The sequence below is a fragment of the Streptomyces sp. NPDC002577 genome, from assembly GCF_053594815.1.
The window spans coordinates 404089-429604 of record NZ_JBSFWK010000001.1 but is presented as its reverse complement, the minus strand read 5'-3'; the positions used below and the strand labels follow the sequence as shown (position 1 = coordinate 429604).

The window sequence follows — 25516 nt, the reverse complement described above, 5'->3', positions numbered from 1 at the left end:
GTTCAGTGCCCGTGCTCCGCACCCCCGTTGACCTGAACCACCTGCGCAGTGACATGCCCGGCGGAAACCGACGCGAGCCAGTGAAGCGTCGCGGCGACGTCCCCCGGCGTACCGGCCCGCCCCGTGGACGTCTCGGCGATCAACTGCTGCCGGCGCTCCTCGGTCATGCGGTCTCCGAAGAACTCGGTGTCCTCGATGTATCCGGGAGCCACGACGTTGACCGTGATCCCCCGTGGCCCGAGCCTGCGGGCCAGATCGAAGGCGTACGGATGGAGGGCGGCCTTGGACGCCGCGTAGGCGCCGGAGCCCGAGCCCCGGTACGCCGCGATGGAGCTGAGGAACAGCACCCGCCCGCCGGGCGATGCGAGCCGGTCGCTCAGCGCCTCGGTGAGCAGCGCGGCGGTGAGCGTGTTCAGCCGGAAGGCCACGGTCCAGGCGTGCGCGACGGCGGTCAGCGGATCGTCGGCCTCGGTCTCGGCCTCGGGCCCCGGTTCGAGCAGGCCGCTGCCGCCCGCGCTGTGGATCAGCACGTCGACGGTGCCGAGCTCTGCCGCCACGAACGCCGCGACCCCACGCACGTCTTCGACCTCGGCGAGGTCCGCGGCATACGTCAGCGCGCCCGGCACCCCGGCCTTCTCGAGCACCTCGGCGCGGCGCCCGAGCAGCAGCACCTGGTCCCCGTCCGACGCGAAGGCCTGCGCCGCCGCGAGCCCGATGCCCGTACCGCCACCGCTGATCACCACGTTCCGAGTCATGCGACGACGTTACCTCGCGGTTCCTGCTCGTCTCGCGCCCCGACGGGCCAAGTGGACACGCTTGTCAGAGAGTTCACACGGCTGCCGTCCCCGCGGGCGTCGTCTCATCTCAGACTGCGCACGTCCAGATGCCGCAGCACACGGTCGACGATCTCCGGGTCGGAACCCGGTTCGCTGCGCGCGGAGAGCACCTCGTGGCGTGCGGCGGAGAGCATCTCGCCCTGGATGCGCCGGATCTTCTTGATCCGCTCCACGCGGTGGGCCAGTGCCTCCCGCCGTTCCTCGTCCCCGATGTCGGGGCTGACCCTCAGTCCGATGTCGAGCGCGCGGCGCAGGAGCTGCTCGGTCACGTCCTCCGGCAGCTCCTCGACGTCCTGGATCTCCTTCAGCCGCTGCCGGGCCGCCTGGGAGGCGCGCACCGCGAGCTCCTTCTCAAGAGCCTTCTCGGATTCGGTGTCCGCCTGCACGCCGAGCTTCCTGACCAGCCAGGGCAGGCTGAGCCCCTGCAGGACGAGGGTCGCCATGATGACGCCGAACGCGATGAAGACGATCTCGCCGCGGTCCGGGAAGGGCGAACCGGCGTTCGTCTTCTCCGGAATGGCGAGGGCCAGCGCGACGGAGGCCACGCCCCGCATTCCGGCCCACCACATGACGACCGTCTCCCGCAGGCTGAGGGGGATGTCCTCGTCGTCGCGGCGGCGCGCGTGCAGCTGCGAGGTGAGCCAGGTCGCCGGCAGCAGCCACAGCAGTCGTACGAGGATCACGACGCCGACGATCGCCGCGGCCCAGCCGAGCATCTCGCCCCAGCGGCCGGACGCGGTGCCGATGGCGATGTGCAGCTCCAGCCCGACCAGGCCGAACGCCAGCCCGGTGACCAGGGTGTCGACGACGTTCCAGAAGGTGCGCCCGCTGAGGCGGGTCAGCACGTCGTCGGCGTCCAGTGCGTACTCGGCGAGGAACAGGGCCGTGGTGAGGACGGCGAGGACGCCGGAGCCATGCCACTCCTCGGCCAGGACGTAGGAGACGTAGGGCACCATCAGGGTCAGGCCGACCTGGAGCGTGGCGTCGCCGAGGAAGCCCAGGAGCTTGTTGGCCGCCCAGCCGAGCGCAAGGCCGACCGCGACGGCGACGACGGCGGACCGCACCAGCTCGAAGGCGGCGTGCGGCAGCGAGAACGAGCCGCTGACGGCGGCGCTGATGGCGACGTGGTAGAGCACGATGGCCGTCACGTCGTTGAACAGGCCCTCGCCCTCCAGGATCGACACCATGCGGCGCGGCAGGCCGAGCTGGCCTGCGACGGCGGTCGCCGCGACCGGGTCGGGCGGGGCGACGAGCGCGCCGAGGGCGACGGCGGCCGCGATGGGCAGCCCCGGCACGATGGTGTGGGCGACGGCGGCGACCGCCGCCGTGGTCACGAACACGAGGGCCACGGCCAGCAGGAAGATCGGTCGTTTGTTGGCGGCGAACTGCCGCCAGGAGGTGCGCTGCGCCGAGGCGTAGAGCAACGGCGGCAGCAGGGCGGGGAGGATCAGTTCCGGTGGGACGTTGACGTTCGGCAGCGGCAGAAGTGCCAAAACGATTCCGCCGAGTGTCATCAGTACGGGCGCGGGAAGCCCGATCCGGTCCGCCAACGGCACGCTCACCACGGCCCCGAGCAACAGCACGAACAGCAGGACCAACTGATCCACGGAACCGCTCCGACCGCTCTCGACGACGAGGGATCAAGCGTGCCATGCGATCATCGCCGGAACCGGGCTGCGCCACCGGGGGTATTTCAGCCCATCTGTATCCGTCCGTCCGGCGGTCCGTATCAGTCAGTCCGGCGATCCGTATCAGCCCGTCCGGCGGCCCGTATCAGCCCGTCCGGCGTTTGAGGACGAGCCCGAAGGGCGATCTCGGGGGTCCAGGGGGCGGAGCCCCCGGGGGGCGTGGGGGCTTGCCCCCACAAACAGGGCGGGTGGGTGGGCAAGAACCCCCGCCGGAGGCGGACCCCCACCGACGCCTAGAGAACCCTCCGCATCGCCCGATGCGGAATCCCCGCATCGGGAAACTCGGCCCCGTACGCCGCGTACCCCAACCGCTCGTAGAAGCCCAGCGCATGCGTCTGCGCATGCAGGTCCACGGCCGTCAGCCCGCGCTCCCGCGCCGCGTCCTCGATGGCGCGCACCAGGGCCACCCCGACACCGAGACCACGCGCGGCCTTGGACACCGCGAGCCGCCCGAGGGAGCCCACCGCCGGATCACCACCGGTCTTGGCGGCCGCCGCCTCGCCGTAAAGCAGGCGCCCCGTGCCGAGCGGAACCCCGTCGTCGCGCACGGCGAGCACATGCACGGCATCGGCGTCGTACGCGTCGTACTCGAGGTCCTGTGGGACACCCTGCTCGACGACGAAGACCTCCTTGCGCACCGCGAAGCACGCCTCGCGGTCGGCCGCGTCCTCGGCCACCCGCACCACGTACGACGGAAGGGACGGAAGGCTCATGCGTACGTCTCCGCCCGCACCTGGTCCAGCGCATGCTGCAGATCGTCCGGGTAGGCGCTCTCGAACTCGGCCCACTCGCCGCTGCCGGGGTGGTCGAAGCCGAGCCGCACCGCGTGCAGCCACTGCCGGGTCAGGCGGAGCCGCTTGGCGAGCGTCGGGTCGGCGCCGTACGTCAGGTCCCCGACGCACGGGTGGCGGTGCGCCGACATGTGCACGCGGATCTGGTGCGTGCGGCCGGTCTCCAGCTTGACGTCGAGCAGCGAGGCCGCGCGGAACGCCTCGATCAGGTCGTAGTGCGTGACGGACGGCTTGCCGTCGGCCGTCACGGCCCACTTGTAGTCGTGGGTGGGGTGGCGCCCGATGGGTGCGTCGATGGTGCCGCTCGTCGGGTCGGGGTGGCCCTGCACCAGCGTGTGGTAGCGCTTGTCGACCGTGCGCTCCTTGAACTGGCGCTTCAGCGACGTGTACGCGCGCTCCGACTTGGCGACGACCATCAGCCCGGACGTGCCCACGTCCAGCCGGTGCACGATGCCCTGGCGCTCGGCGGCGCCGGACGTCGAGATGCGGTACCCCGCGGCGGCGAGACCGCCGATCACCGTCGGGCCGCTCCAGCCGGGGCTCGGGTGCGCGGCCACGCCCACCGGCTTGACGATCACGACCACGTCATCGTCGTCGTGCACGATCTCCATGCCCTCGACGGGCTCCGCCACGACCTGCACCGGCGCGGGCGCCTGCGGCATCTCGACCTCGAGCCAGGCACCACCGCGCACCCGCTCGGACTTGCCGACCGCCGCACCGTCGACCAGCACCTTGCCTGCCGCCGCCAGCTCGGCGGCCTTCGTACGGGAGAAGCCGAACATGCGGGAGATGGCGGCGTCGACGCGCTCGCCCTCCAGGCCGTCGGGCACGGGCAGGGTACGGATCTCGGGAATCGTGCTCACCCGTCGAGTATGCCGGACGGGTCCGGCACCCCCGCACGCGAGCCCGGAACGCTCCAGGCCCGGAGCGGTCCGGGGGCTCGCGTCAGTCGGTGGCCCGGATCAGCGCTTCCGTGGCCCGGATCAGTCCTTGTGGACGGTTCCGTCGGGGTCGAGCCCGCGGAACGACAGCAGCACGATCAGGATGCCGCCGCACACGATCGCCGAGTCCGCGAGGTTGAACACCGCGAAACCCTTCGGCGCGATGAAGTCGACGACCGCGCCCTCGAAGACACCCGGCGAACGGAACAGCCGGTCGGTGAGGTTGCCGAGCGCACCGCCGAGCAGCAGGCCGAGCGCGATCGCCCACGGCAGGCTGTAGAGCTTGCGGGCGAGACGTGCGATCACGATGATCACGGCGGCCGCGATGACCGTGAAGATCACGGTGAAGGCCTCGCCGATCCCGAACGCGGCTCCCGCGTTCCGGACCGCCTCGAGCCTGAGCCAGTCGCCGACGATCTCCACCGGCTCGTGGTGCTCCAGCTTCGCTACCACGATCATCTTGCTGACGAGGTCGAGGACATAGGCGAAGGCGGCCACCGCGATGAGCACGAGCATCTTGCGCTTGCCCTTAGGCCGCTCCTCGGCGGACGGCACCGTGCTCTCCTCGGCACCGCCCTGCCGCTCCGGCACCGCACCGGCGGCCGATGACCGCGGCGCGGCCGCGGCCTCATCGCCGTCGGACGGCTCCGACGGCACGGCCCCTGCCGCCTCTGGGGTATCCGGCGTACCGATGATGCGCTCCGCCTCTGCCACGTGAGTCCCTCAACTAGGTGCCTGACTGAGGACGAGAGTACGACACCCGGGTGCGGCCTCACGTGCTCAGGAGCCGCTTGACCGTACGAAGACGGGAAGCGGCACGGGCGACCTGGCCGCTCGCTACCGCCGCTCCTGCTTCTGCTTGCACTCCACGCACAGCGTGGCGCGCGGAAACGCCTGCATACGGGCCTTGCCGATAGGGTTGCCGCAGTTCTCGCAGAGCCCGTACGTCCCGGCCTCGATGCGCTGCAGGGCGTGCTCGGTCTGGACAAGCATCTCGCGGGCGTTGGCGGCGAGCGCCATCTCGTGCTCGCGAGTGATGTTCTTCGCGCCGGTGTCGGCCTGGTCGTCGCCCGCGCCGTCCCCGGAATCACGCATCAGGCCGACGAGCGACGCCTCGGACGACTCGATCTCGTCACGCAGCCGCGTCGCCTCGCTGAGCAGCTCGCCACGGGCCTCCTCGACTTCTTCCGTGGTCCAGGGGTCCTCCCCGGGCCGTACCGGGAGCTCGCCCGGCTCCACGCCGCGCGCCTTGGGCACCGCGGTGGCCTGTGCCGCTTCCGTAGCCGTGTCCGGAGTCTTCTTCGCAACCACCGTCGTGACTCCCGTCGTCGTCGCGGCCTCAGCCGCGTCCTCGGCCGCGGACGCGGCCGTCCTCTTGGCCGTGCTCTTGCTCGCCGAGGCCTTTACGGGCCTGTGCTTACCTGCCGCCGCCGCACCTTCCGCAGCGGGCTCTTGAGCGACCTCTTGTACGGCTTGTACGGGCGCCTGGCCGACCGCGGCCTCATCGGCCACCGCCTTCTCGGCCGCCGGCTCCGCGTCCGCCGTCGTGACCGCGGCTTCCTCGACTGTTGCCTCCTCGGCCCGCGCCCTGTCGGACGGCCCCTTGTCGGAAGGCGCCTCTTTGGCCGGCGTCCTCTTCCTGCCCGGTGTCCTTCTGGCAGAAGCCTCCGCCGTGACCGTCTTCCTGGCCGCCGTCCTCGCCGGTACGACGGTCTTGGCCGACGCACGCTTGGCAGGAGCCTTCGTCGCGGGTGCCCTCTTGGCCGTGGTCTTCTTCGCCGCGCTCTTCTTCACTGTGGTCTTGGCGGTCGTGGCCTTAGTGGTCGTGACCTTCGTGGCCGTGGTCTTCTTCGCCGCGGATTTCTTGACCGCGGATTTCTTGGCCGTGGTCTTCTTGGCCGCGTCCTTCTTGGCCGCGGCGGTCCCGGTCGCGACCTGACGCACGGACACCTTCTTCGCCGGCGCCTTCACCACAGCCGCCTTCTTCGCAGGAGCCTTCTTCGCAGGGGCCCTCTTCGCCGCGGCCTTCTTCGCGGGCGCCTCCGCCGTCTTCCTTGCTGCCGTCTTCTTGGCCGCCGCCGTCTTGGCCGCCGCCGTCCTCTTGGCAACCGCCTTCTTGGCCGGCGCCTTCGCCGAGACCGCCGTCTTTGCCGCGCCCTTTTCTGCCGCCGCCTTCCTGGCCGCGGTCTCGCCCGCGACCGCCTTCTTGGCCGCTCCCCTTCCTGCCGCCGCCTTCCTGGCCGGTGTCTCCGCCACTGTCGCCTTCTTCGCGGCCGCCCTCTTCGTGGGCCCCTTCACTGCGGCCGCCTTCTTCGCAGGGGCCGCCTTGGCCGCCGCCCCCCTTTTCGCCGGCGCCTCCACAGCGACGGTCCCCGCAGCCGCCGTCTTCGCCGTGGCCGCCTTCTTGACCGTCTTCGCCGTGGCCGCCTTCTTGGCCGTCTTCGCCGCGGACGCCTTCTTGGCTGTCGTCCGCGCCGTCGTCGCCTTCGCAGGTGTGCCCTTCGCGGGCGCGCCCGTCGCCGACACCTTCCGGCCCCCGGCCTCCCCACCGGTTACGGCCGCCTTCCTGGCAGGCGCCTCCTTGACCTGCGCCTGCGTCTCTTCGCCGACCTCGAACTCCTGGGCTGTCCCGGCCTCCCCGGCCGTGGTCTTCACACCCATGGTGCTCATGGTCTTCCTGGCGACATCGAGCGCCGCACGGAAGATCCACATGCCGGCCGTGCTCTTCTTGCCGCTGACGTCCTTGGCCACCGCGCCGTCCGCACTACCAGTGGATCTGACGGACGCCGAGTGCTGTACGGCGGTCTTCCTCGCCACCATGGCCGCGGCCCCTTCACATATTGTGATCTTGCTCGCGAATCGTGCTGGGACGATAAATCGACTCTGGTCCCGCGGCAACGGGGCACGCCGCCCGATTCGCCCGCCCCGCGGGTCCGCGCGGCAAGCCTGCATGCGTTGTGCCCAGCTCGCCGCCAGGTATTCCGCCGAGCAGGTCGAGCCGGAATCCGCTGCCCCGCGGACGGCCGGGGATGGCCATTTGGCCCAGAGCCGCGCCCGCCTGGCCCCGCCCGCCGCCCCGGTCCCCTGGAAAACCGGTCTGCCCCGCCTCCGTGGGCGCCGTACACTGGGCGGAGCGAAAAGCGTGGATGGGGACGAGTAGCGACGTACGCAGCCATGAGCGACCCGGGGACGGTGCGAGCCCGGGGGCGAGCGCGACGTGAAGATCACCCCGGAGCCGCCGGAAGAACGCCGAAGCCTCGCGGCACGCGAGCGGACGCAAGTAGACCCGGCATCGCGACCCCAATGAGGGGGCTCATCGGCGCACACACAAGCGCCGAGGGGCCAAGGAGGGTGGTACCGCGGGAGCGCGACAAGGCTCTCGTCCCTCCGACGGAAGACAGCAGTCCGTTGGAGGAGCTCATTCGATGACGCCGCCCCAGTACCGCCCGGTACCCGCTCAGGTAGACCTGCCCGCCCTCGAGCATGCCGTTCTCGACTTCTGGCGCGAGCAGAAGATCTTCGCCAAGAGCCTGGAGCAGTCCGAGGGCCGCCCCGAGTGGGTGTTCTACGAGGGCCCGCCCACCGCCAACGGCATGCCCGGCGCCCACCACATCGAGGCCCGCGTCTTCAAGGACGTCTTCCCCCGCTTCCGCACCATGCGCGGCTACCACGTGGCCCGCAAGGCCGGCTGGGACTGCCATGGCCTCCCGGTCGAGCTGGCCGTCGAGAAGGAGCTCGGCTTCAGCGGCAAGCAGGACATCGAGGCGTACGGCATCGCCGAGTTCAACGCCAAGTGCCGCGAGTCCGTGACCCGCCACACCGACGCCTTCACCGAGCTCACCAACCGGATGGGCTACTGGGTCGACCTCGACGACGCGTACTGGACGATGGACCCCGAGTACGTGGAGTCCGTCTGGTGGTCGCTGAAGGAGATCTTCAACAAGGGCCTGCTGGTCCAGGACCACCGCGTCGCCCCCTGGTGCCCGCGCTGCGGCACGGGCCTGTCGGACCACGAGCTGGCACAGGGCTACGAGACGGTCGTGGACCCCTCGGTCTACGTCCGCTTCCCGCTCACCTCCGGCCCGCTGGCGGGCGAGGCCGCGCTGCTGGTCTGGACGACCACGCCCTGGACGCTCGTCTCGAACACCGCGGTCGCCGCACACCCCGAGGTGACGTACGTCGTCGCCACGAACGGCGAGGAGAAGCTCGTCGTCGCCGAGCCGCTCGTCGGCAAGGCGCTCGGCGAGGGCTGGGAGACCACCGGCCAGACCTTCACCGGCGCGGAGATGGAGCGCTGGACGTACCAGCGTCCGTTCGAGCTGGTGGAGTTCCCGGCTCCGGCCCACTTCGTGGTCAACGCCGAATACGTGACGACCGAGGACGGCACGGGTCTGGTCCACCAGTCCCCCGCCTTCGGTGAGGACGACCTCAAGGTCTGCCGCTCCTACGGCCTGCCCGTCGTCAACCCGGTCCGCCCCGACGGTACCTTCGAGGAGAGCGTCCCGCTGGTCGGCGGCGTCTTCTTCAAGAAGGCCGACGAGGCCCTCACCAAGGACCTGCACGAGCGCGGCCTGCTGCTCAAGCACGTCCCGTACGAGCACAGCTACCCGCACTGCTGGCGCTGCCACACGGCGCTCCTGTACTACGCGCAGCCGTCCTGGTACATCCGCACGACGGCCGTCAAGGACCGCCTGCTCGAGGAGAACGAGAAGACCAACTGGTTCCCGGACTCGGTCAAGCACGGCCGGTACGGCGACTGGCTGAACAACAACATCGACTGGGCGCTGTCCCGCAACCGCTACTGGGGCACCCCGCTGCCCATCTGGCGCTGTGAGGAGGGTCACCTCACCTGCGTCGGCTCGCGCGCGGAGCTCACCGAGCTGACCGGTACCGACCAGTCGGGCCTCGACCCGCACCGGCCGTACATCGACGAGGTCACGTTCCCCTGCCCGCAGGACGGCTGCGGCCTGACGGCGAACCGCGTCCCGGAGGTCATCGACGCCTGGTACGACTCGGGCTCGATGCCGTTCGCGCAGTGGGGCTACCCGTACAAGAACAAGGATCTCTTCGAGAGCCGCTACCCGGCGCAGTTCATCTCGGAGGCCATCGACCAGACGCGAGGGTGGTTCTACACCCTCATGGCGGTCGGCACGCTGGTCTTCGACAAGTCGTCGTACGAGAACGTGGTGTGCCTCGGCCACATCCTCGCCGAGGACGGCCGCAAGATGTCCAAGCACCTGGGCAACATCCTGCAGCCGATCCCGCTGATGGACCAGCACGGCGCGGACGCGGTCCGCTGGTTCATGGCGGCCGGCGGCTCCCCGTGGGCGGCGCGCCGTGTCGGCCACGGCACGATCCAGGAGGTCGTTCGCAAGACGCTCCTCACGTACTGGAACACGGTCGCCTTCCAGGCGCTCTACGCCCGTACGTCGAACTGGGCGCCGTCCGCGTCCGACCCGGCCCCGGCCGACCGCCCGCTCCTGGACCGCTGGCTGCTGTCCGAGCTGCACGCGCTCACCGACCAGGTCACGCAGGCACTCGAGGCGTACGACACGCAGCGCGCCGGCAAGCTGCTTTCGGCGTTCGTCGACGACCTGTCGAACTGGTACGTACGCCGGTCCCGGCGCCGCTTCTGGCAAGGCGACACGGCGGCGCTGCGCACCCTGCACGAGGTCGTCGAGACGGTCACGCGCCTGATGGCCCCGCTGACCCCGTTCATCACGGAGCGGGTGTGGCAGGACCTGGTCGCGCCGGTGACGCCGGGCGCGCCCGAGTCGGTGCACCTCTCCTCGTGGCCGGAGGCGGACCTGTCCGCGATCGACCCCGAGCTGTCGAAGCAGATGGTGCTGGTGCGACGCCTGGTGGAGCTGGGCCGGGCGACGCGTGCCGAGTCGGGTGTGAAGACCCGTCAGCCGCTGTCCCGCGCGCTGGTCGCGGCGGCGGGCTTCGAGGTGCTCTCGGACGAGCTGCGCGCCCAGATCGCCGAGGAGCTCAACGTCTCGGCGCTGGCCTCGCTCTCGGAGGTCGGGGGCTCGCTGGTCGACACCACGGCCAAGGCGAACTTCCGTGCGCTGGGCAAGCGCTTCGGCAAGGGCGTGCAGGCGGTCGCAAAGGCCGTCGCCGACGCCGACGCGGCGGCGCTGTCCCTGGCACTGCGCGAGGGAACGGCGTCGGTGGAGGTCGACGGCGAGACGGTGACGCTGGCCCCGGACGAGGTGATCATCACCGAGACGCCTCGCGAGGGCTGGTCGGTGGCCTCGGACGCCGGTGCCACGGTCGCCCTCGACCTGGAGATCACGGAGGAGCTGCGGCGGGCGGGTCTCGCGCGTGACGCGATCCGGCTGATCCAGGAGGCCCGCAAGAACAGCGGCCTGGACGTCGCGGACCGCATCGCCCTGCGCTGGACGGCCACGGAGCCGGCGGTCGCCACAGCCCTGTCCGAGCACGCCCCGCTCATCGCGGACGAGGTCCTCTCGACGGACTTCGCCCAGGGCGAGGCCGACGACAGCTACGGCGCCGCGTTCACGGACGAGCCGCTGTCCCTGACGTTCCGCCTCCGCAAGGCATAGGCCCCCGGCGGGCCACCGAAGGACCCGTTGCCCAAAGTATCTTGGGCAACGGGTCCTTCGGCGTTTTGTGCACGGGTACAGATGCGCGTCCGACCGCTGTCTGCTGTCGGCAGGCGTTCCGCAAGGCTGGGGGCACCTCCCAGCGGTAGCTGGGGGAGGGTGGGCACAGCCCCACGACGGCGGGCACGGGGACGATGTGCCTCCGCCGGGGCGACTTGGTTGACCTGCGTCGTTCCGGCGCCCGACAACGGGTGCCGTGCCCACCCTCCCCCATAGCCTGAACGGCATGGGGGCACCCCCATCGCCCCAGCGGCACGACTGCCCACGGCGGTACGGAGCGGCACGCGTGCCCACGGCGGTGGGAAACGACGGGGCGCCAGCCGACAGAAGCGCACGCCAAAGGGCCGGGCCCCCGGAAAATCCGGGGGCCCGGCCCTTGGAAGGCGTGCCGACGCCTACGGCGCGATCACGCGCCCGTCAGTTGTCGTCCTCGTCGATGAGGAACCCACGCATCGGCGAAGGAGCCTGCTGCATCGGCGACGGCCCCTGCGGCCGCACCGGCGCCATCGGCTGCGTCATCGCGGGCGACATCTGCTGCTGACCACCGTAGGAGGGGGCGGCCGGAGACGGGTTGCCACCCATCGTCTGGTTGCCGCCGTACGACGGGGCGCTCGCACCGGCCGGTGCCATGGACGGCGCGGGGGACGGCGGCAGAGAGGCCGTCGCCGGGGTCCGCGGCGGAGCCAGCGAGTCGTCCGCCTGGGTCTCGAGCTGACGCAGCTGCGACTCCAGGTAGGACTTCAGACGCGTGCGGTACTCCCGCTCGAAGCCGCGCAGGTCCTCGACCTTGCGCTCCAGCGTCGCGCGAGCGGACTCGAGGGAGCCCATCGCCACGCGGTGCTTCTCCTGGGCGTCCCGCTCAAGGGCGTCGGCCTTGGCGCGAGCGTCGCGCTCGAGGCCCTCGGCACGGCTGCGCGCCTCGCCGACGATCTTGTTGGCCTCGGAGCGGGCCTCCGCGATCGCCTGGTCGGCGGTCTGCTGCGCAAGAGACAGGACGCGCGCGGCGCTGTCGCCGCCGGGGCCCTGACCGGGGCCGGGCAGCTGGGGTCCGTGACCACCCATGGGACCGCCCATGGGGCCGCCCATCTGTCCCTGGCCCATCGGAGCCTGACCCAACTGACCCTGACCCATCGGGCCCTGACCCATCGGGCCCTGACCCATCGGGCCCTGACCCATCGGACCGGGACCCTGGGGACCAGGGCCATGGCCGGGACCTGCAGGCAGCTGAGGTGCGCCACCGGGCAGCTGGGGCGGTCCGCCCATCTGGTGCTGCTGCGGGGGCACCGGCTGCGGTCCGGATATGGCAGCGGGTACCGGGGCGCCGGGACGATCCTGCTGCTCGGGCGGTTTCCGCATGGCCTGCTGCTGGCTCTGGGCGGCGGCCCGCGTGGCCGCGGCCAGCTTGGCGCGCAGGTCCTCGTTCTCGCGGAGCAGGCGGGTCAGCTCGGCTTCGACCTCGTCGAGGAAGGCATCGACCTCGTCCTCGTCATAGCCTTCTCGGAGGCGGACGGTCGTGAACTGCTTGTTCCGCACGTCCTCGGGGGTCAACGGCATCTCTTCACCTCAACGTAGTCGTCGGCATTCGGCAAGACCGTATCGTTCACAGCCGGCTCACGATGGAGATCAGGATGTAGACGATGATCATCAGGACGAAGAAGGACAGGTCGAGCGCCACGCCCCCGAGACGCAGCGGCGGGATGAACCGCCGCAGAAGCTTCAGCGGTGGATCGGTGACAGTGTAGGTGGCCTCCAGAACGACCACCATCGCCTTGCCGGGTTGCCACGAGCGGGCGAACTGGAAGACGTAGTCCATGACCAACCGGAAAATCAGCACGATGAGGAAACACATCAGCGCGATGTAGAGCACATCCAAGACCACGCTCATGACCGTGCTTCCCTCTCCCCTGTTCCAAGCCTTGTGCCGGCCTACGTCTCAGCTCTGGTTGAAGAACCCGCCCTCTGCGATGCGGGCCTTGTCCTCCGCCGTGACATCGACGTTAGCAGGCGACAACAAGAACACCTTCTGTGTCACGCGCTCGATACTGCCATGAAGACCGAAGACCAGACCTGCGGCAAAGTCGACAAGTCGCTTCGCGTCCGTGTCGTCCATCTCCGTCAGATTCATGATCACCGGGGTGCCCTCACGGAAGTGTTCCCCGATGGTACGGGCCTCGTTATAGGTCCTCGGGTGCAGCGTGGTGATGCGGTAGGGCTCCCTCTCGGACACAACCTTGGGCATGATCACCGGCGCGTTCTTCTCCAGGCTCTGACGTTCAGGTGTGATGGATGACACGGGGGCAATTCTTGCTGGACGTCCGGTTTCTGCTGGAATCGCCAGCGGTTCCCGCTGTGCCGGAGGTTGTACTACTCGTACTGGTTCTTCCCTTTGGGGCTGGTGCGACTGATGCGACGGCTCGTGCCGCCGACGGTCGCGCTCGGGCTCCGGGTCCAGTTCGGGCTCGAAGTCGTCGTCAGGGTCGAAGCCCCGGCCGTCGTACCCATCGTCCTCCACGAGGCCGAGGTAGACCGCCATCTTGCGCATCGCGCCGGCCATGCTCTGAATCCTCCGCTCTGTGGTGGATCGGCGTGGTGGATCGGCTGACGCCAACCAAGTGCCCGCGATCCACGGGTCCGCCCCGCTATCAGCAGGAATGACCATATTTTCTGCTGTGGTCCGACTTCTTGGCGACGTTACCCGAGCCTGGGTCGGACTCCGAGTACCGCAGTGCCGACGCGCACATGTGTCGCCCCTGCAGCCACGGCCTGTTCGAGGTCCGCACTCATCCCTGCTGACACCATGTTCGCAGCAGGATGGTTCCGGCGCACGAGGGTTGCCAATTCCATCAGCCGGTCGAAGGCGGCGCGTTCGCGACCCGCGTACGGTCCGGTGAGCGGCGCGACGGTCATGAGCCCGTCGAGCCGGAGCCCGGGAGCGCTCGCGACGAGGTCGGCCAACTCTTCGATTCCGCCCGGCCCCACGCCCCCGCGTTCGCCCCGGCCGCTCTCGTCGGCGTCGAGTGCGACCTGAATGAGGCAGCCGACCTCGCGCTCCGCCCGCACGGCCTCCTTCGAAAGCGCCGAGACGAGTCGGGAACGGTCGACGGACTGCACAACATCGGCATAACCGACCACAGAACGGACCTTGTTGGTCTGCAACTGACCGACAAAGTGCCATGTAAGAGGCAGATCCGAGCAGGCGGCGGCCTTCGGTGCGGCGTCCTGGTCGCGGTTCTCCGCCACGTGCCGCACACCGAGTTCCGACAGGATCCGCACATCGCCGGCCGGATAGGTCTTGGTGACCGCGATCAGGGTCACTTCTTCTCGCTTGCGGCCCGCCGCCGCACAAGCAGCGGCGATACGCGCCTCGACTCTCTCGAGATTCGCAGCGAGTTGAGCTTTACGATCCGTCATGCCCTATCAGTCCAGCCAGACATAGCCCGCGAGCCGCCCGGTGGTGCGGTCGCGGCGGTACGAGAAGTGGTCGCCCGACTCGAGCGTGCACACCGGCGCCTGCTCCCGGTCGCGCACCCCGAGCCGCTCGAGCTGCGCATGCACACCGGCGGCCACGTCGACCGCGGGAGTGCCCCAACTCGTCTCGGCGTACGCCGCCGGTTCGACGGCCGCGACCTCGGCACGCATCGCGTCGGGCACTTCGTAGCAGCGCCCGCAGACCGTGGGGCCGGTACGGACGGTGATCCGGTGCGGCTCGGCGCCGAGCCTCACCATCGCCGCGACGGTGGCGGGGACGACCCCGGCCACCATGCCCGGGCGTCCGGCGTGAGCGGCGGCCGCGATTCCGGCGACCGGGTCGGCCAGCAGGACCGGGACGCAGTCCGCGGTGAGCACGGCGAGGGCGAGGCCCCGCCGGGCGGTGACGATCGCGTCGACCGATGCGACCGCCGGGTTCGCGGCGGTGCCCCACGGCCCGTCGACCACGGCGACGTCGGCCCCGTGCACCTGGTTCATCCACACCACACCAGCAGGATCGATGCCGAGCGACTTGGCCGCCAGTTCCCGGTTGGTGCGTACGGCCTCGGGGTCGTCTCCGACCGCTCCGCCGAGATTGAGCTCCTCGTACGGAACGGCGCTCACCCCGCCCCACCTGTCGGTGAAGGCGAAGTGGGCGCCGCCCACGATGTCGTGCTGTCCTATCACTTCAGCGTGTCCGGCCCGTCACTTCAGGAAGTCCGGTACGTCCAGCTCCTCGGCCGCACTGTCCGAGTACGTCCGGGACGGCGGCACCGGCGGCGGCAGCTCCGCGGTCGGGACCGGCTCGGGCTCGACGGGGGCGGCGTCCTCGCGGGGGGTGACGCTGCCGAGTCCGCCGAAGGCCGGGCGGGTCTCGGAGGGGCGGGCCGGCGCGGGCTCGTCGCGCTTGGCGGTGGAGGCGCCGAGGACGTTGTCCCGCTTGTTCGGGGGCTGGCCGCCGTCGAAGCCGGCGGCGATCACGGTCACCCGGACCTCGTCGCCGAGGGCGTCGTCGATCACCGCACCGAAGATGATGTTGGCCTCGGGGTGGGCGGCCTCGCTCACCAGCTGGGCGGCCTCGTTGATCTCGAAGAGGCCGAGGTCCGAGCCGCCGGAGATGGAGAGCAGCACGCCGCGGGCGCCGTCGATGGACGCCTCGAGCAGCGGCGAGGAGATGGCCATCTCGGCCGCGGCCACCGCGCGGTCGTCGCCGCGGGCCGAGCCGATGCCCATGAGCGCGGAACCGGCCTCGGACATCACGGACTTGACGTCGGCGAAGTCGAGGTTGATCAGGCCGGGCGTGGTGATGAGGTCGGTGATGCCCTGGACACCGGAGAGCAGGACCTGGTCCGCCGACTTGAAGGCGTCGAGGACGGAGACCTGGCGGTCCGAGATGGACAGCAGCCGGTCGTTGGGGATGACGATGAGGGTGTCGACCTCTTCGCGGAGCTCCGCGATGCCGTCCTCGGCCTGGTTGGCGCGGCGGCGGCCCTCGAAGGTGAACGGGCGCGTGACGACGCCGATGGTGAGGGCGCCGAGGGAGCGAGCGATGTTGGCCACGACGGGTGCGCCGCCGGTGCCGGTGCCGCCGCCTTCACCGGCCGTCACGAAGACCATGTCGGCCCCCTTGAGGACCTCCTCGATCTCCTCGCGGTGGTCCTCGGCGGCCTTGCGACCGACGGCCGGGTTGGCTCCGGCGCCGAGTCCGCGGGTGAGTTCACGGCCGACGTCGAGCTTGACGTCGGCGTCGCTCATCAACAGAGCTTGCGCGTCGGTGTTGATGGCAATGAACTCGACGCCCTTGAGACCGACCTCGATCATCCGGTTGATGGCATTGACACCACCGCCGCCGACACCGATGACTTTGATGACTGCGAGGTAGTTCTGCGGTGCTGCCACGTCGAAGGCCTCTCGCCTCGAGTTACGTGTCGTCGCCTCGCGGGTGCTGCTGCGATCCGACGACTGATGCCGAATGGGACGGTCCGAACGCCGACCCGAACCCTAAGCCTGAAGTTTAGGGTTACCAGTGTGTCTGTTTGCTGGACTCTTCCGAACAGGACACTAAGTCGACAAGTGGCGCACGTTCAACGAACACGCCGAACCTCCCGTTTTTCTTTTCACCCTATGTGATCACCCATAGCGATGAACAACCAGGGTGCTGGCCTGCGACGACGTCCGTCAACTCCCTGACGCCGCAGGTGCGGTGGGAACGCTGACATCGAAGTGCCGCGCGCCCGGGGCTGCTTTCATCAGGGCGGAGAGTGTGGCAGCCTTCGCGCGACCCCTCTCACTGCTGCCCCAGGCGACGGTACGATCGCCGCTCAACTCCAGCGAGATGGAGTCGTAGGTACGGACCTTGACGACGTGGGTGTCGCGGGCCACCGCCGCCGGCAGGTCACCGGCGACCCGTACCGCTTCCCGCACGAGACGGTCCGGTCCGAAGCGCTGTCTGCTCGCCGACTGATCCGCCGTCAATTCCAGCATCGGGATGCCCTTGGGGGCGCTGCCGACGGTAGCGAATCGGACGCCTTCGGCATCCACTTCGACGAACTTTTCACCCTTTTTGATAAGAATTACCGGCTTCCGCTCGGTCACTTTGAGCGCGATTCCGTGCGGCCAGGATCGGACCACATCAACCGAGTCAATTCGGGGCAATTTCTGGCGCAACCGAACCTCAATGGCATCGGTGTCGACGGAAATCAACGGCGAACCGACCGGAACACCGGCCGCCGCGCGCACCTCCCCGGGCGTCAGCACCTGCGTGCCCGAGGTCGTGACCTTCTCGACACGCAGCCACTGCGAGCCGTAGAGCACCCAGACAGCCGCCGCACCCAGCAGGGCGGCGACGGCGAGCAGCAGGATCAGGACGCGGAGGCGTCGTACCCGGAGCGGCGGCCGGCCGCCGGGCCCCGGCGGCCGGGGAGGGCCGGACGCCGACGGCTGCCGTTCACCGTGCTGCTCGGCGGTCGTCGCTCCGGCCACACTCCCCTGCCTTCTCTCACATACGCACGTGCCCTAGTGGCGCGAGGCGATCGCCTCGTACACCATGCCGACCAGCAGCTCGTCGGCGTCCCGGCGGCCGAACTCCGAAGCGGCGCGGGACATCTCGTACAACCGGTGCGGGTCCGCCAGCACCGGCAGGACGTTGCCCTGCACCCACTCGGGCGTGAGCTCGGCGTCGTCGACGAGGAGCCCGCCGCCCGCCTTGACCACCGGCTGGGCGTTCAGCCGCTGCTCTCCGTTGCCGATGGGCAGCGGTACGTATGCGGCCGGCAGTCCGACGGCGGACAGTTCGGCGACGGTCATCGCGCCCGCGCGGCAGAGCATCATGTCGGCCGCGGCGTACGCGAGGTCCATCCGGTCCACGTACGGTACCGGGATATACGGCGGCATTCCCGGCATGTTGTCGACGCGCGGCAGTTCGTTCTTGGGGCCGACCACGTGGAGGACCTGGATGCCGGACTGCTGGAGGAACGGGGCGACGCGCTGGACGACCTCGTTGAGGTGGCGGGCGCCCTGCGAGCCGCCGGAGACGAGCAGCGTCGGCAGGTTCGGGTCGAGCCCGAAGGCGGCACGGGCCTCGGGGCGGGCGTTGGCGCGGTCGAGCGTGGCGATGGAACGCCGCAGCGGGATGCCGACGTACCTGGCGCCGCGCAGCTTGCTGTCCGGGGTGGACACGGCGACCTGGGCCGCGTACCGCGAGCCGATCTTGTTGGCGAGGCCCGGGCGGGCGTTGGCCTCGTGCACCACGATCGGCACGCCGAGCCGCTTGGCCGCCAGATAGCCGGGCAGCGCCACATAGCCACCGAAGCCGACGACCGCGTCCGCCTTGGTGCGCTCCAGGATCTGCTCCGCCGCCTTGATCGTGCCGCGCAGCCGTCCCGGGACGGTGATCAGCTCGGGTGTGGGCTTGCGGGGCAGCGGGACGGCGGGGATCAGCGCGAGTTCGTAGCCCCGCTCCGGTACGAGACGGGTCTCGAGTCCGCGCTCCGTGCCGAGGGCCGTGATCCCCACGGTCGGGTCCTGCCTGCGCAGGGCGTCCGCGAGGGCGAGCGCGGGCTCGATGTGGCCGGCGGTCCCCCCACCGGCGAGTACGACATGCACCGAAATTCACCGCTCTCCGGACGGGCGCGCTGGGGCGCGCCGTCGCATCGTGTTCCATCTCCGAGGCCCCCGACCACTCTCGGAGCCTCTCACCGCAGCCCGCTTTCTACCAAAGACAGGTTGCCGCATCGCAAGCGCTGCCCGTGCAGCGGGTTCCTCGCGTGCGAAGGCGATCAGCAGCCCGACGGCGAACATGGTCGGCAGCAGGGCGGACCCACCGTAGGAGAACAGCGGGAGCGGGACTCCGGCGATCGGCAGCAGGCCGAGCACCGCACCGACGTTGACCACGGCCTGAACCGTGATCCAGGTGGTCACACCTCCCGCGGCGTACCTCACGAAGGGGTCCTCCGTGTATCCGGCCACGCGAATACCCGCATAGCCTAGAGCCGCGAAGAGTGCGATCACCGACAGCGTCCCTGCCAGACCGAGCTCCTCCCCGGTGACGGCGAAGATGAAGTCGGTGTGCGCTTCGGGCAGTTGACCCCATTTTTCCACACTCGCGCCGAGGCCGGAACCGAAGAGTCCGCCGGAGGCCAGGGCGTAGATGCCGTGGACGGCCTGCCAGCACTGGTCGCCGGGTCCCGGTTGGGTCGCGCCGATGCAGGCGAGCCGGGCCATACGGTTGGAGCTGGTCCAGATGAGGATCAGCCCGATCACGGCCGCGATGCCGAGGACTCCGGCGAAGAGCCGGGTCGGCGCCCCGGCCAGCCACAGCAGCCCGAAGAGGATCGCTGTGAGGATGATCGCCGTACCCATGTCGCCGCCCAGCATGATCAGCCCGAGCACCAGAAAGGCCACCGGAACCAGCGGCACCAGCATGTGCTTCCACTGGGTCAGCAGCCGCTTGTCCTGTTTGCGGGCCAGCAGGTCGGCCCCCCACAGCACGAGCGCCAGCTTGCCGAACTCGCTGGGCTGCAACTGGAAGGGCCCGCCCAGCGAGATCCAGTTCTGGTTGCCGTTGACCGCCATCCCTATCCCCGGAACCTGCACGAGGACCATCAGGAAGACCGAACCGGCCAGCATCGGATACGCCAGCGCGCGGTGCAGCTTGACCGGCATCCGCGCGGCGATCAGCATCAGCAGCCCGCCGATCGTGGCGGCCACGAACTGCTTCCGGAAGAAGTACGACGCGGGCAGCGACAACTGCAGCGCCTTGATCATCGACGCCGAGTAGACCATCACAAGCCCGAGCACGGTGATCAGCAGACTGCTGCCGAGGATCACGTAGTACGCGGTGAGCGGCCGATCCCAGGCCCGCCGGGCCTGAGTCTGAAGCCGCCGGAGGGGGGTCTCACGTGAGGGGCGCGGAGAGGCGGGGCGTACGGGGGCCCGACCGGAGCTACTGGACACCGGCAGCACCCCGACCGCTGTGGGAGAACGTCCCGCTGGGGGTCCCCCCAGACCCTTCAGGCACTGGGGGAGGGAAGGGCTGACACAGCGCCGTGCCACCGGCGGAAAGCCGCCGACGAAACACCAGCCACGCAGGCGTCATGCGTCCTCCCAATGGTCCGGCGCCCCCGTGGCGAACGCGGACCGACACCGCTCAGGGCGCCCCCGGCGCCATCGCGCGAACCGCCTCCGCGAACGCCTCACCACGCTTGTTGTAATTGGTGAACATATCCATCGACGCACAGGCCGGAGCCATCAGCACCGTGTCCCCCGGCGCGGCGAGCCGCGCCGCCTCCCGTACCGCCGCGGTCATCGCCCCAGTGTCCGTCCGGTCGAGGTCGACCACGGGCACCTCGGGCGCGTGTCGCGCGAGCGCCTCGCGGATCAGGGCGCGGTCCTTGCCGATCAGTACGGCACCCCGCAGCCGCTTCGCGGACTTGGCGACGAGTTCGTCGAAGGTCGCGCCCTTGGCGAGCCCGCCGGCGATCCACACGATCGACTCGTACGCGGCCAACGAGGCTTCCGCGGCATGGGTGTTGGTGGCCTTGGAGTCGTCGATGTAGGCGACGCCGTCCACGTCCGCGACGTGCGCGATACGGTGCGCGTCGGGCTTGAAGGCCCGCAGCCCGTCCCGTACGGCGGCCGGCTCGACGCCGAAGGCGCGCGCCAGGGCGGCGGCGGCCAGCGCGTTGGCGATGTTGTGCGGGGCCGGCGGGTTGACGTCGGAGACCTGGGCGAGCTCCTGAGCCTGCTTGTGCCGGTCCTCGACGAAGGCGCGGTCGATCAGGATGTCGTCCACGACGCCGAGTTGGGACGGGCCCGGCGTGCCGAGCGTGAAGCCGATCGCCCGGCAGCCCTCCTCGACGTCGGCCTCGCGCACCAGGTCCTCGGTGGCCTTGTCGGCGACGTTGTAGACGCAGGCGACGCGATTGCCCTCGTAGATACGGCCCTTGTCGGCGGCGTACGCCTCCATGGAGCCGTGCCAGTCGAGGTGGTCCGGGGCCAGGTTCAGCACGGCCGCGGAGTGGGCGCGCAGGGACGGCGCCCAGTGCAGCTGGTAGCTGGAGAGCTCGACCGCGAGTACGTCGTACTTCTCGTCGCCGAGCACGGCGTCCAGCAGGGAGACCCCGATGTTGCCGACGGCGGCCGTGCGCAGCCCCGCCGCCTCGAGGATCGAGGCGAGCATCTGGACGGTCGTGGTCTTGCCGTTGGTGCCGGTGACCGCGAGCCAGGGGGCCGCGTCGGGGCCGCGCAGGCGCCAGGCCAGCTCGACGTCGCCCCAGACGGGCACGCTCGCCTCGGCGGCCGCGGCGAACAGCGGCTTGTCCGGCTTCCAGCCGGGTGCCGTGACGACGAGTTCCGTGCCCTCCGGCAGGGTCGCGCCGTCACCGAGGCGGACTGTGATGCCCTCGGCCTCCAGTTCGGCCGCCTGCGCCCGGGAGCGCTCGTCGTCGCCGTCGTTGACGACGGTGACGACCGCGCCGAGGCCGCGCAGGGCCCTGGCCGCCGGGACGCCGGAGACGCCGAGCCCGGCGACGGTGACGTGCTTGCCCTGCCAGTCGGTCACTTGTCGGCCGCCCATCCCGCGTAGAAGATGCCCAGTCCGACGATCACGCAGATGCCCTGGATGATCCAGAAACGGACCACCACAAGGACCTCGGACCACCCCTTGAGCTCGAAGTGGTGCTGGAGCGGGGCCATCCGGAAGACGCGCTTGCCGGTCAGGCGGAACGAGCCTACCTGGATGACGACCGACATGGTGATCAGGACGAAGAGGCCGCCGAGGAGCGCGAGGAGCAGCTCGGTGCGGGAGCAGATCGCGAGGCCCGCGAGCGCGCCGCCGAGGGCCAGCGAACCGGTGTCGCCCATGAAGATCTTGGCGGGCGACGTGTTCCACCACAGGAAGCCGAGGCAGGCGCCCATCAGCGCGGATGAGACCACGGCGAGGTCGAGCGGATCTCGTACCTCGTAGCAGGCGGCCGGGTTGGTCAGGGTCACCGCGTTGGCGCAGGACTCCTGCCACTGCCACACGCCGATGAACGTGTACGCGCCGAAGACCAGCACGGAGGCGCCGGTGGCGAGGCCGTCGAGACCGTCGGTGAGGTTCACGCCGTTCGACATCGCGAGGATCATGAACAGCGCCCAGATCACGAACAGCACCGGGCCGATGGTCCAGCCGAAGTCCTGCACGAAGGAGAGCTTGGTGGAGGCCGGGGTGTTGCCGCGGGCGTCGGCGAACTGCAGGGCCAGCACGGCGAAGGCGATGCCGACGGTCAGCTGGCCGGCCATCTTCGCCTTGGCCCGCAGACCGAGCGAACGCCTCTTGACGATCTTGATGTAGTCGTCGAGGAAGCCGACCAGGCCCATGCCGCCCATCAGGCCGAGCACCAGCAGCCCGGAGAAGGTCGGCGGCTTGCCCGTGATCACCTTCGACAGGAAGTACGCGGCGATCGTCGCCAGGATGAAGGCGATGCCGCCCATGGTCGGCGTACCGCGCTTGCTGTGGTGCTCTTTCGGGCCGTCGTCGCGGATGTACTGCCCGTAGCCCTTGCGCGCGAGGAGCTTGATCAGCAGCGGCGTGCCGATCAGGGTCAGGAAGAGGCCAATGACTCCTGCGAACAGGATCTGCTTCATCATCGGGCGGCAACCTCACCCTCGGCGGCGGCCGTGTCCTGTTCGAGCAGCGCCATTGCAACCCGCTCCAGGCCCACCGACCTGGAGGCCTTCACGAGTACGACATCGCCCGGGCGCAGCTCGCTGCGCAGCAGGTCGACGGCCGCCTGTGCGTCGGACACGTGCACCGACTCCTCACCCCACGAACCCTCGTTGTATGCGCCCATCTGCAGCCAGGCGGCTTCCCTGCCACCGACCGCGACGAGCTTGCCCACGTTCAGCCGGACGGCGAGCCGTCCGACCGCGTCGTGTTCGGCGAGCGCCTCGTCACCGAGCTCGGCCATCTGGCCGAGCACCGCCCACGTGCGGCCCCCCTTGGCCCGTGCGGCCTCGCCCATCGCGGCGAGCGCCCGCAGGGCGGCCCGCATGGACTCGGGGTTGGCGTTGTAGGCGTCGTTGACGATGGTCACGCCGTCCGGGCGCTCCGTGACCTCCATGCGCCAGCGGGAGAGGGAGCCCGCCTCGGAGAGCGCGAGGGCGATCTCTTCCGCGGACATGCCCAGCTCATGGGCGACGGCGGCCGCGGCGAGCGCGTTCGACACGTGGTGCTCACCGTACAGGCGCATGGTCACGTCGCTGCACCCGGAGGGTGTGAGAAGCCTGAACGAGGGTTGTCCGGCCTCTGTGAGCCGGACGTTTTCGGCGCGTACGTCCGCGTCGTCCGACTCTCCGAAGAGGATCACTCGCGCTTTCGTACGCGAGGCCATCGCGCGTACGAGGTGGTCGTCGGCGTTGAGGACGGCCGCGCCGTCCTCCGGGAGGGACTCGACGAGCTCGCCCTTGGCCTCGGCGATCTGCTCGCGGCCGCCGAACTCGCCGATGTGGGCGGTGCCGACGTTGAGCACGACCCCGATCTTCGGCGGGGTCAGGCCCGCGAGGTAGCGGATGTGGCCGACGCCGCGGGCGCCCATCTCCAGGACGAGGTAGCGGGTCTCCTCGGTGGCGCTGAGCGCGGTGAGCGGCAGCCCGATCTCGTTGTTGAGGGAGCCGGGCGTGAAGACCGTCGGGGCCTTGCTCCGGAGCACCTGGGCGATGAGGTCCTTGGTGCTGGTCTTGCCCGCGGAGCCGGTGAGGGCGACGAGGGTGGCGCCCAGCCGCTGGACCACGGCCCGGGCGAGGGCGCCGAGCGCGGCCTGCACGTCGTCGACGACGACGGCGGGGACGCCGACCGGCCGGGACGCCAGCACGGCGACCGCGCCCGCGGCGACCACGTCGGCCGCGAAGTCGTGGCCGTCGACGCGCTCGCCGGCGAAGGCGACGAAGAGGCTGCCGGGCTCCACCTCGCGGGAGTCCCGGACCACCGGTCCGGTGACGGTCACGGACGGATCCGGTATGTCGTGGGTCTGCCCGCCGACGATTTCAGCGATCTCGGCGAGGGAGAGGGCGATCACAACTTCATCCCTGGGTGTTCTGGATAGCTTCGCGAAGCACCTGGCGGTCGTCGAAGGGGCGGACCACTCCGGCGATGTCCTGGCCCTGTTCGTGGCCCTTGCCGGCCACCAGCACGGTGTCGCCGGGGCGCGCCAGGGCGACGGCGGCGGCGATGGCGGCGGCCCGGTCCTCGAAGACCTGGACCTCGCCTCGTTCGTGGGCCGGCACCTCGGCGGCGCCGGCGAGCATGGTGGCCAGGATGGCGAGGGGGTCCTCGGAGCGGGGGTTGTCGGAGGTCAGTACGGCGGTGTCGGCGAGGCGGGCCGCGGCGGCGCCCATCGGCGCACGTTTGGTCTTGTCCCGGTCGCCGCCGCAGCCGAGCACGACGTGCAGTCTGCCTTCGGTGATCTTACGCAGGGCGCGCAGGACGGACTCGACGGCATCGGTCTTGTGGGCGTAGTCCACGACCGCGAGGTAGGGCTGGCCGACGTCGACGCGCTCCAGACGGCCGGGGACGCCCGGTACGGCGGCGATCCCGTTGGCCGCGTCCTGCGGGTCGAGTCCGGCGACGGCGAGGGCGACGACCGCGGCGAGCGTGTTGGCGACGTTGAAGGGGCCCGGCAGCGGCGACTTCGCGGTGACGCGCTCGCCGCGGGGGCCGACGGCGGTGAAGTGGGAGTCCATGGGGCCCACCACGACGTCCTCGGCGCGCCAGTCGGCGTCGGGGTGGCCTTCGGCGGAGAAGGTGACGACCGGTACGGACGCCTCCTTGGCCAGCCTGCGGCCGTATTCGTCGTCGACGTTGACGACGCCCTGTTTGCTGCGTTTCGGCGTGAACAGCTGTGCCTTGGCCCGGAAGTAGTCCTCCATGTCGGAGTGGAACTCCATGTGCTCCGGGCTGAGGTTCGTGAAGACCGCGACGTCGAAGACGCAGCCGTCGACCCGGCCGAGGACCAGCGCATGGCTGGAGACCTCCATCGCGAGCGACTGCACGCCGCGCTCGCGCATGACGGCGAACAGCGCCTGGAGGTCGGTGGCCTCGGGCGTGGTGCGCTCGGACTTGATCCGCTCGTCGCCGATACGGGTCTCGACCGTGCCGATGAGTCCGGGCGTGCCGTCGGCGACGGCGAGTCCGCCGCGGATCAGATACGCGGTCGTGGTCTTGCCCGACGTACCGGTGATGCCGATCTGCAGCAGGTCGCGGCCCGGGTGGCCGTAGACGGTCGCCGCCAGTTCGCCCATGCGGCCGCGCGGGTCGTCGACGACGAGGACCGGCAGGCCGGTGGCGGCGGCGCGTTCGGCGCCCGACGGGTCGGTGAGGATCGCCGCGGCGCCGAGTCCCGCGGCCTGCGCGGCGAAGTCGGCGCCGTGGAGGCGGGCGCCGGGCAGCGCGGCGTAGAGGTCGCCCGGTCGCACCGCGCGGGAGTCGTGCGTGATCCCGCTGACCTCCGCGCTGCCGGGGGCGCCGACGCCCAGCTGATCGGCGAGCTCCGCGAGCGGCGTGGCGGAGACCTGGACCGGTCGTGGCGGCCCTGGATATGTCACAGGAGCGCCCTTCTGGGTGGATTGGTACTGATCAGCATGTGGCACGGCGGTGAGCGTACCGGGCGGGGACCCGCCGGAGAA

The 25516-nt window shown here is 70.3% G+C and carries 20 protein-coding genes; 1 reads left to right on the top strand and 19 read right to left on the bottom strand.

Translation table 11 applies throughout. The annotated features are described in order from the left end of the window. Positions 1–2: 2 nt before the first annotated feature. From ACWD4J_RS01955 to ACWD4J_RS01930, 6 genes are all read right to left on the bottom strand, one after another. The gene (locus tag ACWD4J_RS01955; RefSeq protein ID WP_451393299.1) at positions 3–755 is read right to left on the bottom strand and encodes an SDR family NAD(P)-dependent oxidoreductase; all 753 of its coding nucleotides are present in this window, start codon (positions 753–755) and stop codon (positions 3–5) included. A gap of 104 nt (positions 756–859) precedes the next feature. Beyond that, positions 860–2443: a Na+/H+ antiporter gene (locus tag ACWD4J_RS01950; RefSeq protein WP_451393298.1), complete on the bottom strand. Its 1584-nt coding sequence runs from the start codon at positions 2441–2443 to the stop codon at positions 860–862. A 314-nt stretch (positions 2444–2757) separates the two neighbouring features. Further along, positions 2758–3237, bottom strand: coding sequence for a GNAT family N-acetyltransferase (locus ACWD4J_RS01945; RefSeq protein ID WP_451393297.1), 480 nt, complete (start codon positions 3235–3237; stop codon positions 2758–2760). Continuing rightward, entirely contained in the window at positions 3234–4178 is a 945-nt protein-coding gene (locus ACWD4J_RS01940) for an RluA family pseudouridine synthase (RefSeq protein ID WP_451393296.1), read from the bottom strand. The genes ACWD4J_RS01945 and ACWD4J_RS01940 overlap by 4 nt, the downstream gene beginning before the upstream one ends. 120 nt (positions 4179–4298) lie before the next feature. After that, positions 4299–4970, bottom strand: coding sequence for a signal peptidase II (gene lspA / locus ACWD4J_RS01935; RefSeq protein WP_451393295.1), 672 nt, complete (start codon positions 4968–4970; stop codon positions 4299–4301). A gap of 123 nt (positions 4971–5093) precedes the next feature. Beyond that, positions 5094–7154, bottom strand: coding sequence for a TraR/DksA C4-type zinc finger protein (locus ACWD4J_RS01930; protein WP_451393294.1), 2061 nt, complete (start codon positions 7152–7154; stop codon positions 5094–5096). 527 nt (positions 7155–7681) lie between these two features. On the opposite strand from ACWD4J_RS01930, the gene ileS reads away from it, so the two are divergent. Continuing rightward, positions 7682–10825 carry an isoleucine--tRNA ligase gene (gene ileS, locus ACWD4J_RS01925; protein WP_451393293.1) on the top strand — a complete coding sequence of 1048 codons (3144 nt, stop codon included), beginning with the start codon at positions 7682–7684 and terminating at the stop codon, positions 10823–10825. Between the two features lie 477 nt (positions 10826–11302). Here the strand turns inward: ileS and ACWD4J_RS01920 are convergent, their stop codons facing one another. From ACWD4J_RS01920 to ACWD4J_RS01860, 13 genes are all read right to left on the bottom strand, one after another. Continuing rightward, positions 11303–12439 (bottom strand): DivIVA domain-containing protein, encoded by a 1137-nt coding sequence (locus ACWD4J_RS01920; RefSeq protein ID WP_451393292.1) that lies wholly within the window; start codon positions 12437–12439, stop codon positions 11303–11305. Between the two features lie 46 nt (positions 12440–12485). Beyond that, positions 12486–12770, bottom strand: coding sequence for a YggT family protein (locus tag ACWD4J_RS01915; RefSeq protein ID WP_181659576.1), 285 nt, complete (start codon positions 12768–12770; stop codon positions 12486–12488). A 48-nt stretch (positions 12771–12818) separates the two neighbouring features. Further along, positions 12819–13439, bottom strand: a complete 621-nt coding sequence (locus ACWD4J_RS01910; protein ID WP_351296770.1) for a cell division protein SepF — start codon at positions 13437–13439, stop codon at positions 12819–12821. Between the two features lie 137 nt (positions 13440–13576). Further along, complete coding sequence (locus ACWD4J_RS01905; protein WP_451393291.1) at positions 13577–14296, bottom strand: YggS family pyridoxal phosphate-dependent enzyme; 720 nt, start codon at positions 14294–14296, stop codon at positions 13577–13579. Positions 14297–14302: 6 nt separating this feature from the next. After that, on the bottom strand, positions 14303–15040 hold the full coding sequence (pgeF, locus tag ACWD4J_RS01900; protein WP_451393290.1) for a peptidoglycan editing factor PgeF: 738 nt from the start codon (positions 15038–15040) through the stop codon (positions 14303–14305). A gap of 18 nt (positions 15041–15058) precedes the next feature. Then, on the bottom strand, positions 15059–16252 hold the full coding sequence (gene ftsZ, locus ACWD4J_RS01895; protein ID WP_451393289.1) for a cell division protein FtsZ: 1194 nt from the start codon (positions 16250–16252) through the stop codon (positions 15059–15061). 279 nt (positions 16253–16531) lie between these two features. Next, positions 16532–17335, bottom strand: a complete 804-nt coding sequence (locus ACWD4J_RS01890) for a cell division protein FtsQ/DivIB (protein ID WP_451393288.1) — start codon at positions 17333–17335, stop codon at positions 16532–16534. Between the two features lie 33 nt (positions 17336–17368). Continuing rightward, a complete protein-coding gene (murG, locus tag ACWD4J_RS01885) occupies positions 17369–18457 on the bottom strand; it encodes an undecaprenyldiphospho-muramoylpentapeptide beta-N-acetylglucosaminyltransferase (RefSeq protein WP_451393287.1) in 1089 nt (362 codons plus the stop codon). Positions 18458–18463: 6 nt separating this feature from the next. After that, positions 18464–19807, bottom strand: a complete 1344-nt coding sequence (gene ftsW, locus ACWD4J_RS01880; protein ID WP_451393286.1) for a putative lipid II flippase FtsW — start codon at positions 19805–19807, stop codon at positions 18464–18466. Between the two features lie 193 nt (positions 19808–20000). Further along, the gene (murD, locus tag ACWD4J_RS01875) at positions 20001–21428 is read right to left on the bottom strand and encodes a UDP-N-acetylmuramoyl-L-alanine--D-glutamate ligase (RefSeq protein WP_451393285.1); all 1428 of its coding nucleotides are present in this window, start codon (positions 21426–21428) and stop codon (positions 20001–20003) included. Next, positions 21410–22483, bottom strand: coding sequence for a phospho-N-acetylmuramoyl-pentapeptide-transferase (mraY, locus tag ACWD4J_RS01870; protein WP_451393284.1), 1074 nt, complete (start codon positions 22481–22483; stop codon positions 21410–21412). Before mraY ends, murD begins: the two co-directional genes overlap by 19 nt. Beyond that, positions 22480–23910: a UDP-N-acetylmuramoyl-tripeptide--D-alanyl-D-alanine ligase gene (locus ACWD4J_RS01865; protein ID WP_451393283.1), complete on the bottom strand. Its 1431-nt coding sequence runs from the start codon at positions 23908–23910 to the stop codon at positions 22480–22482. Before ACWD4J_RS01865 ends, mraY begins: the two co-directional genes overlap by 4 nt. 4 nt (positions 23911–23914) lie before the next feature. Next, the gene (locus ACWD4J_RS01860) at positions 23915–25435 is read right to left on the bottom strand and encodes a UDP-N-acetylmuramoyl-L-alanyl-D-glutamate--2,6-diaminopimelate ligase (RefSeq protein ID WP_451393282.1); all 1521 of its coding nucleotides are present in this window, start codon (positions 25433–25435) and stop codon (positions 23915–23917) included. Positions 25436–25516 lie beyond the last annotated feature (81 nt).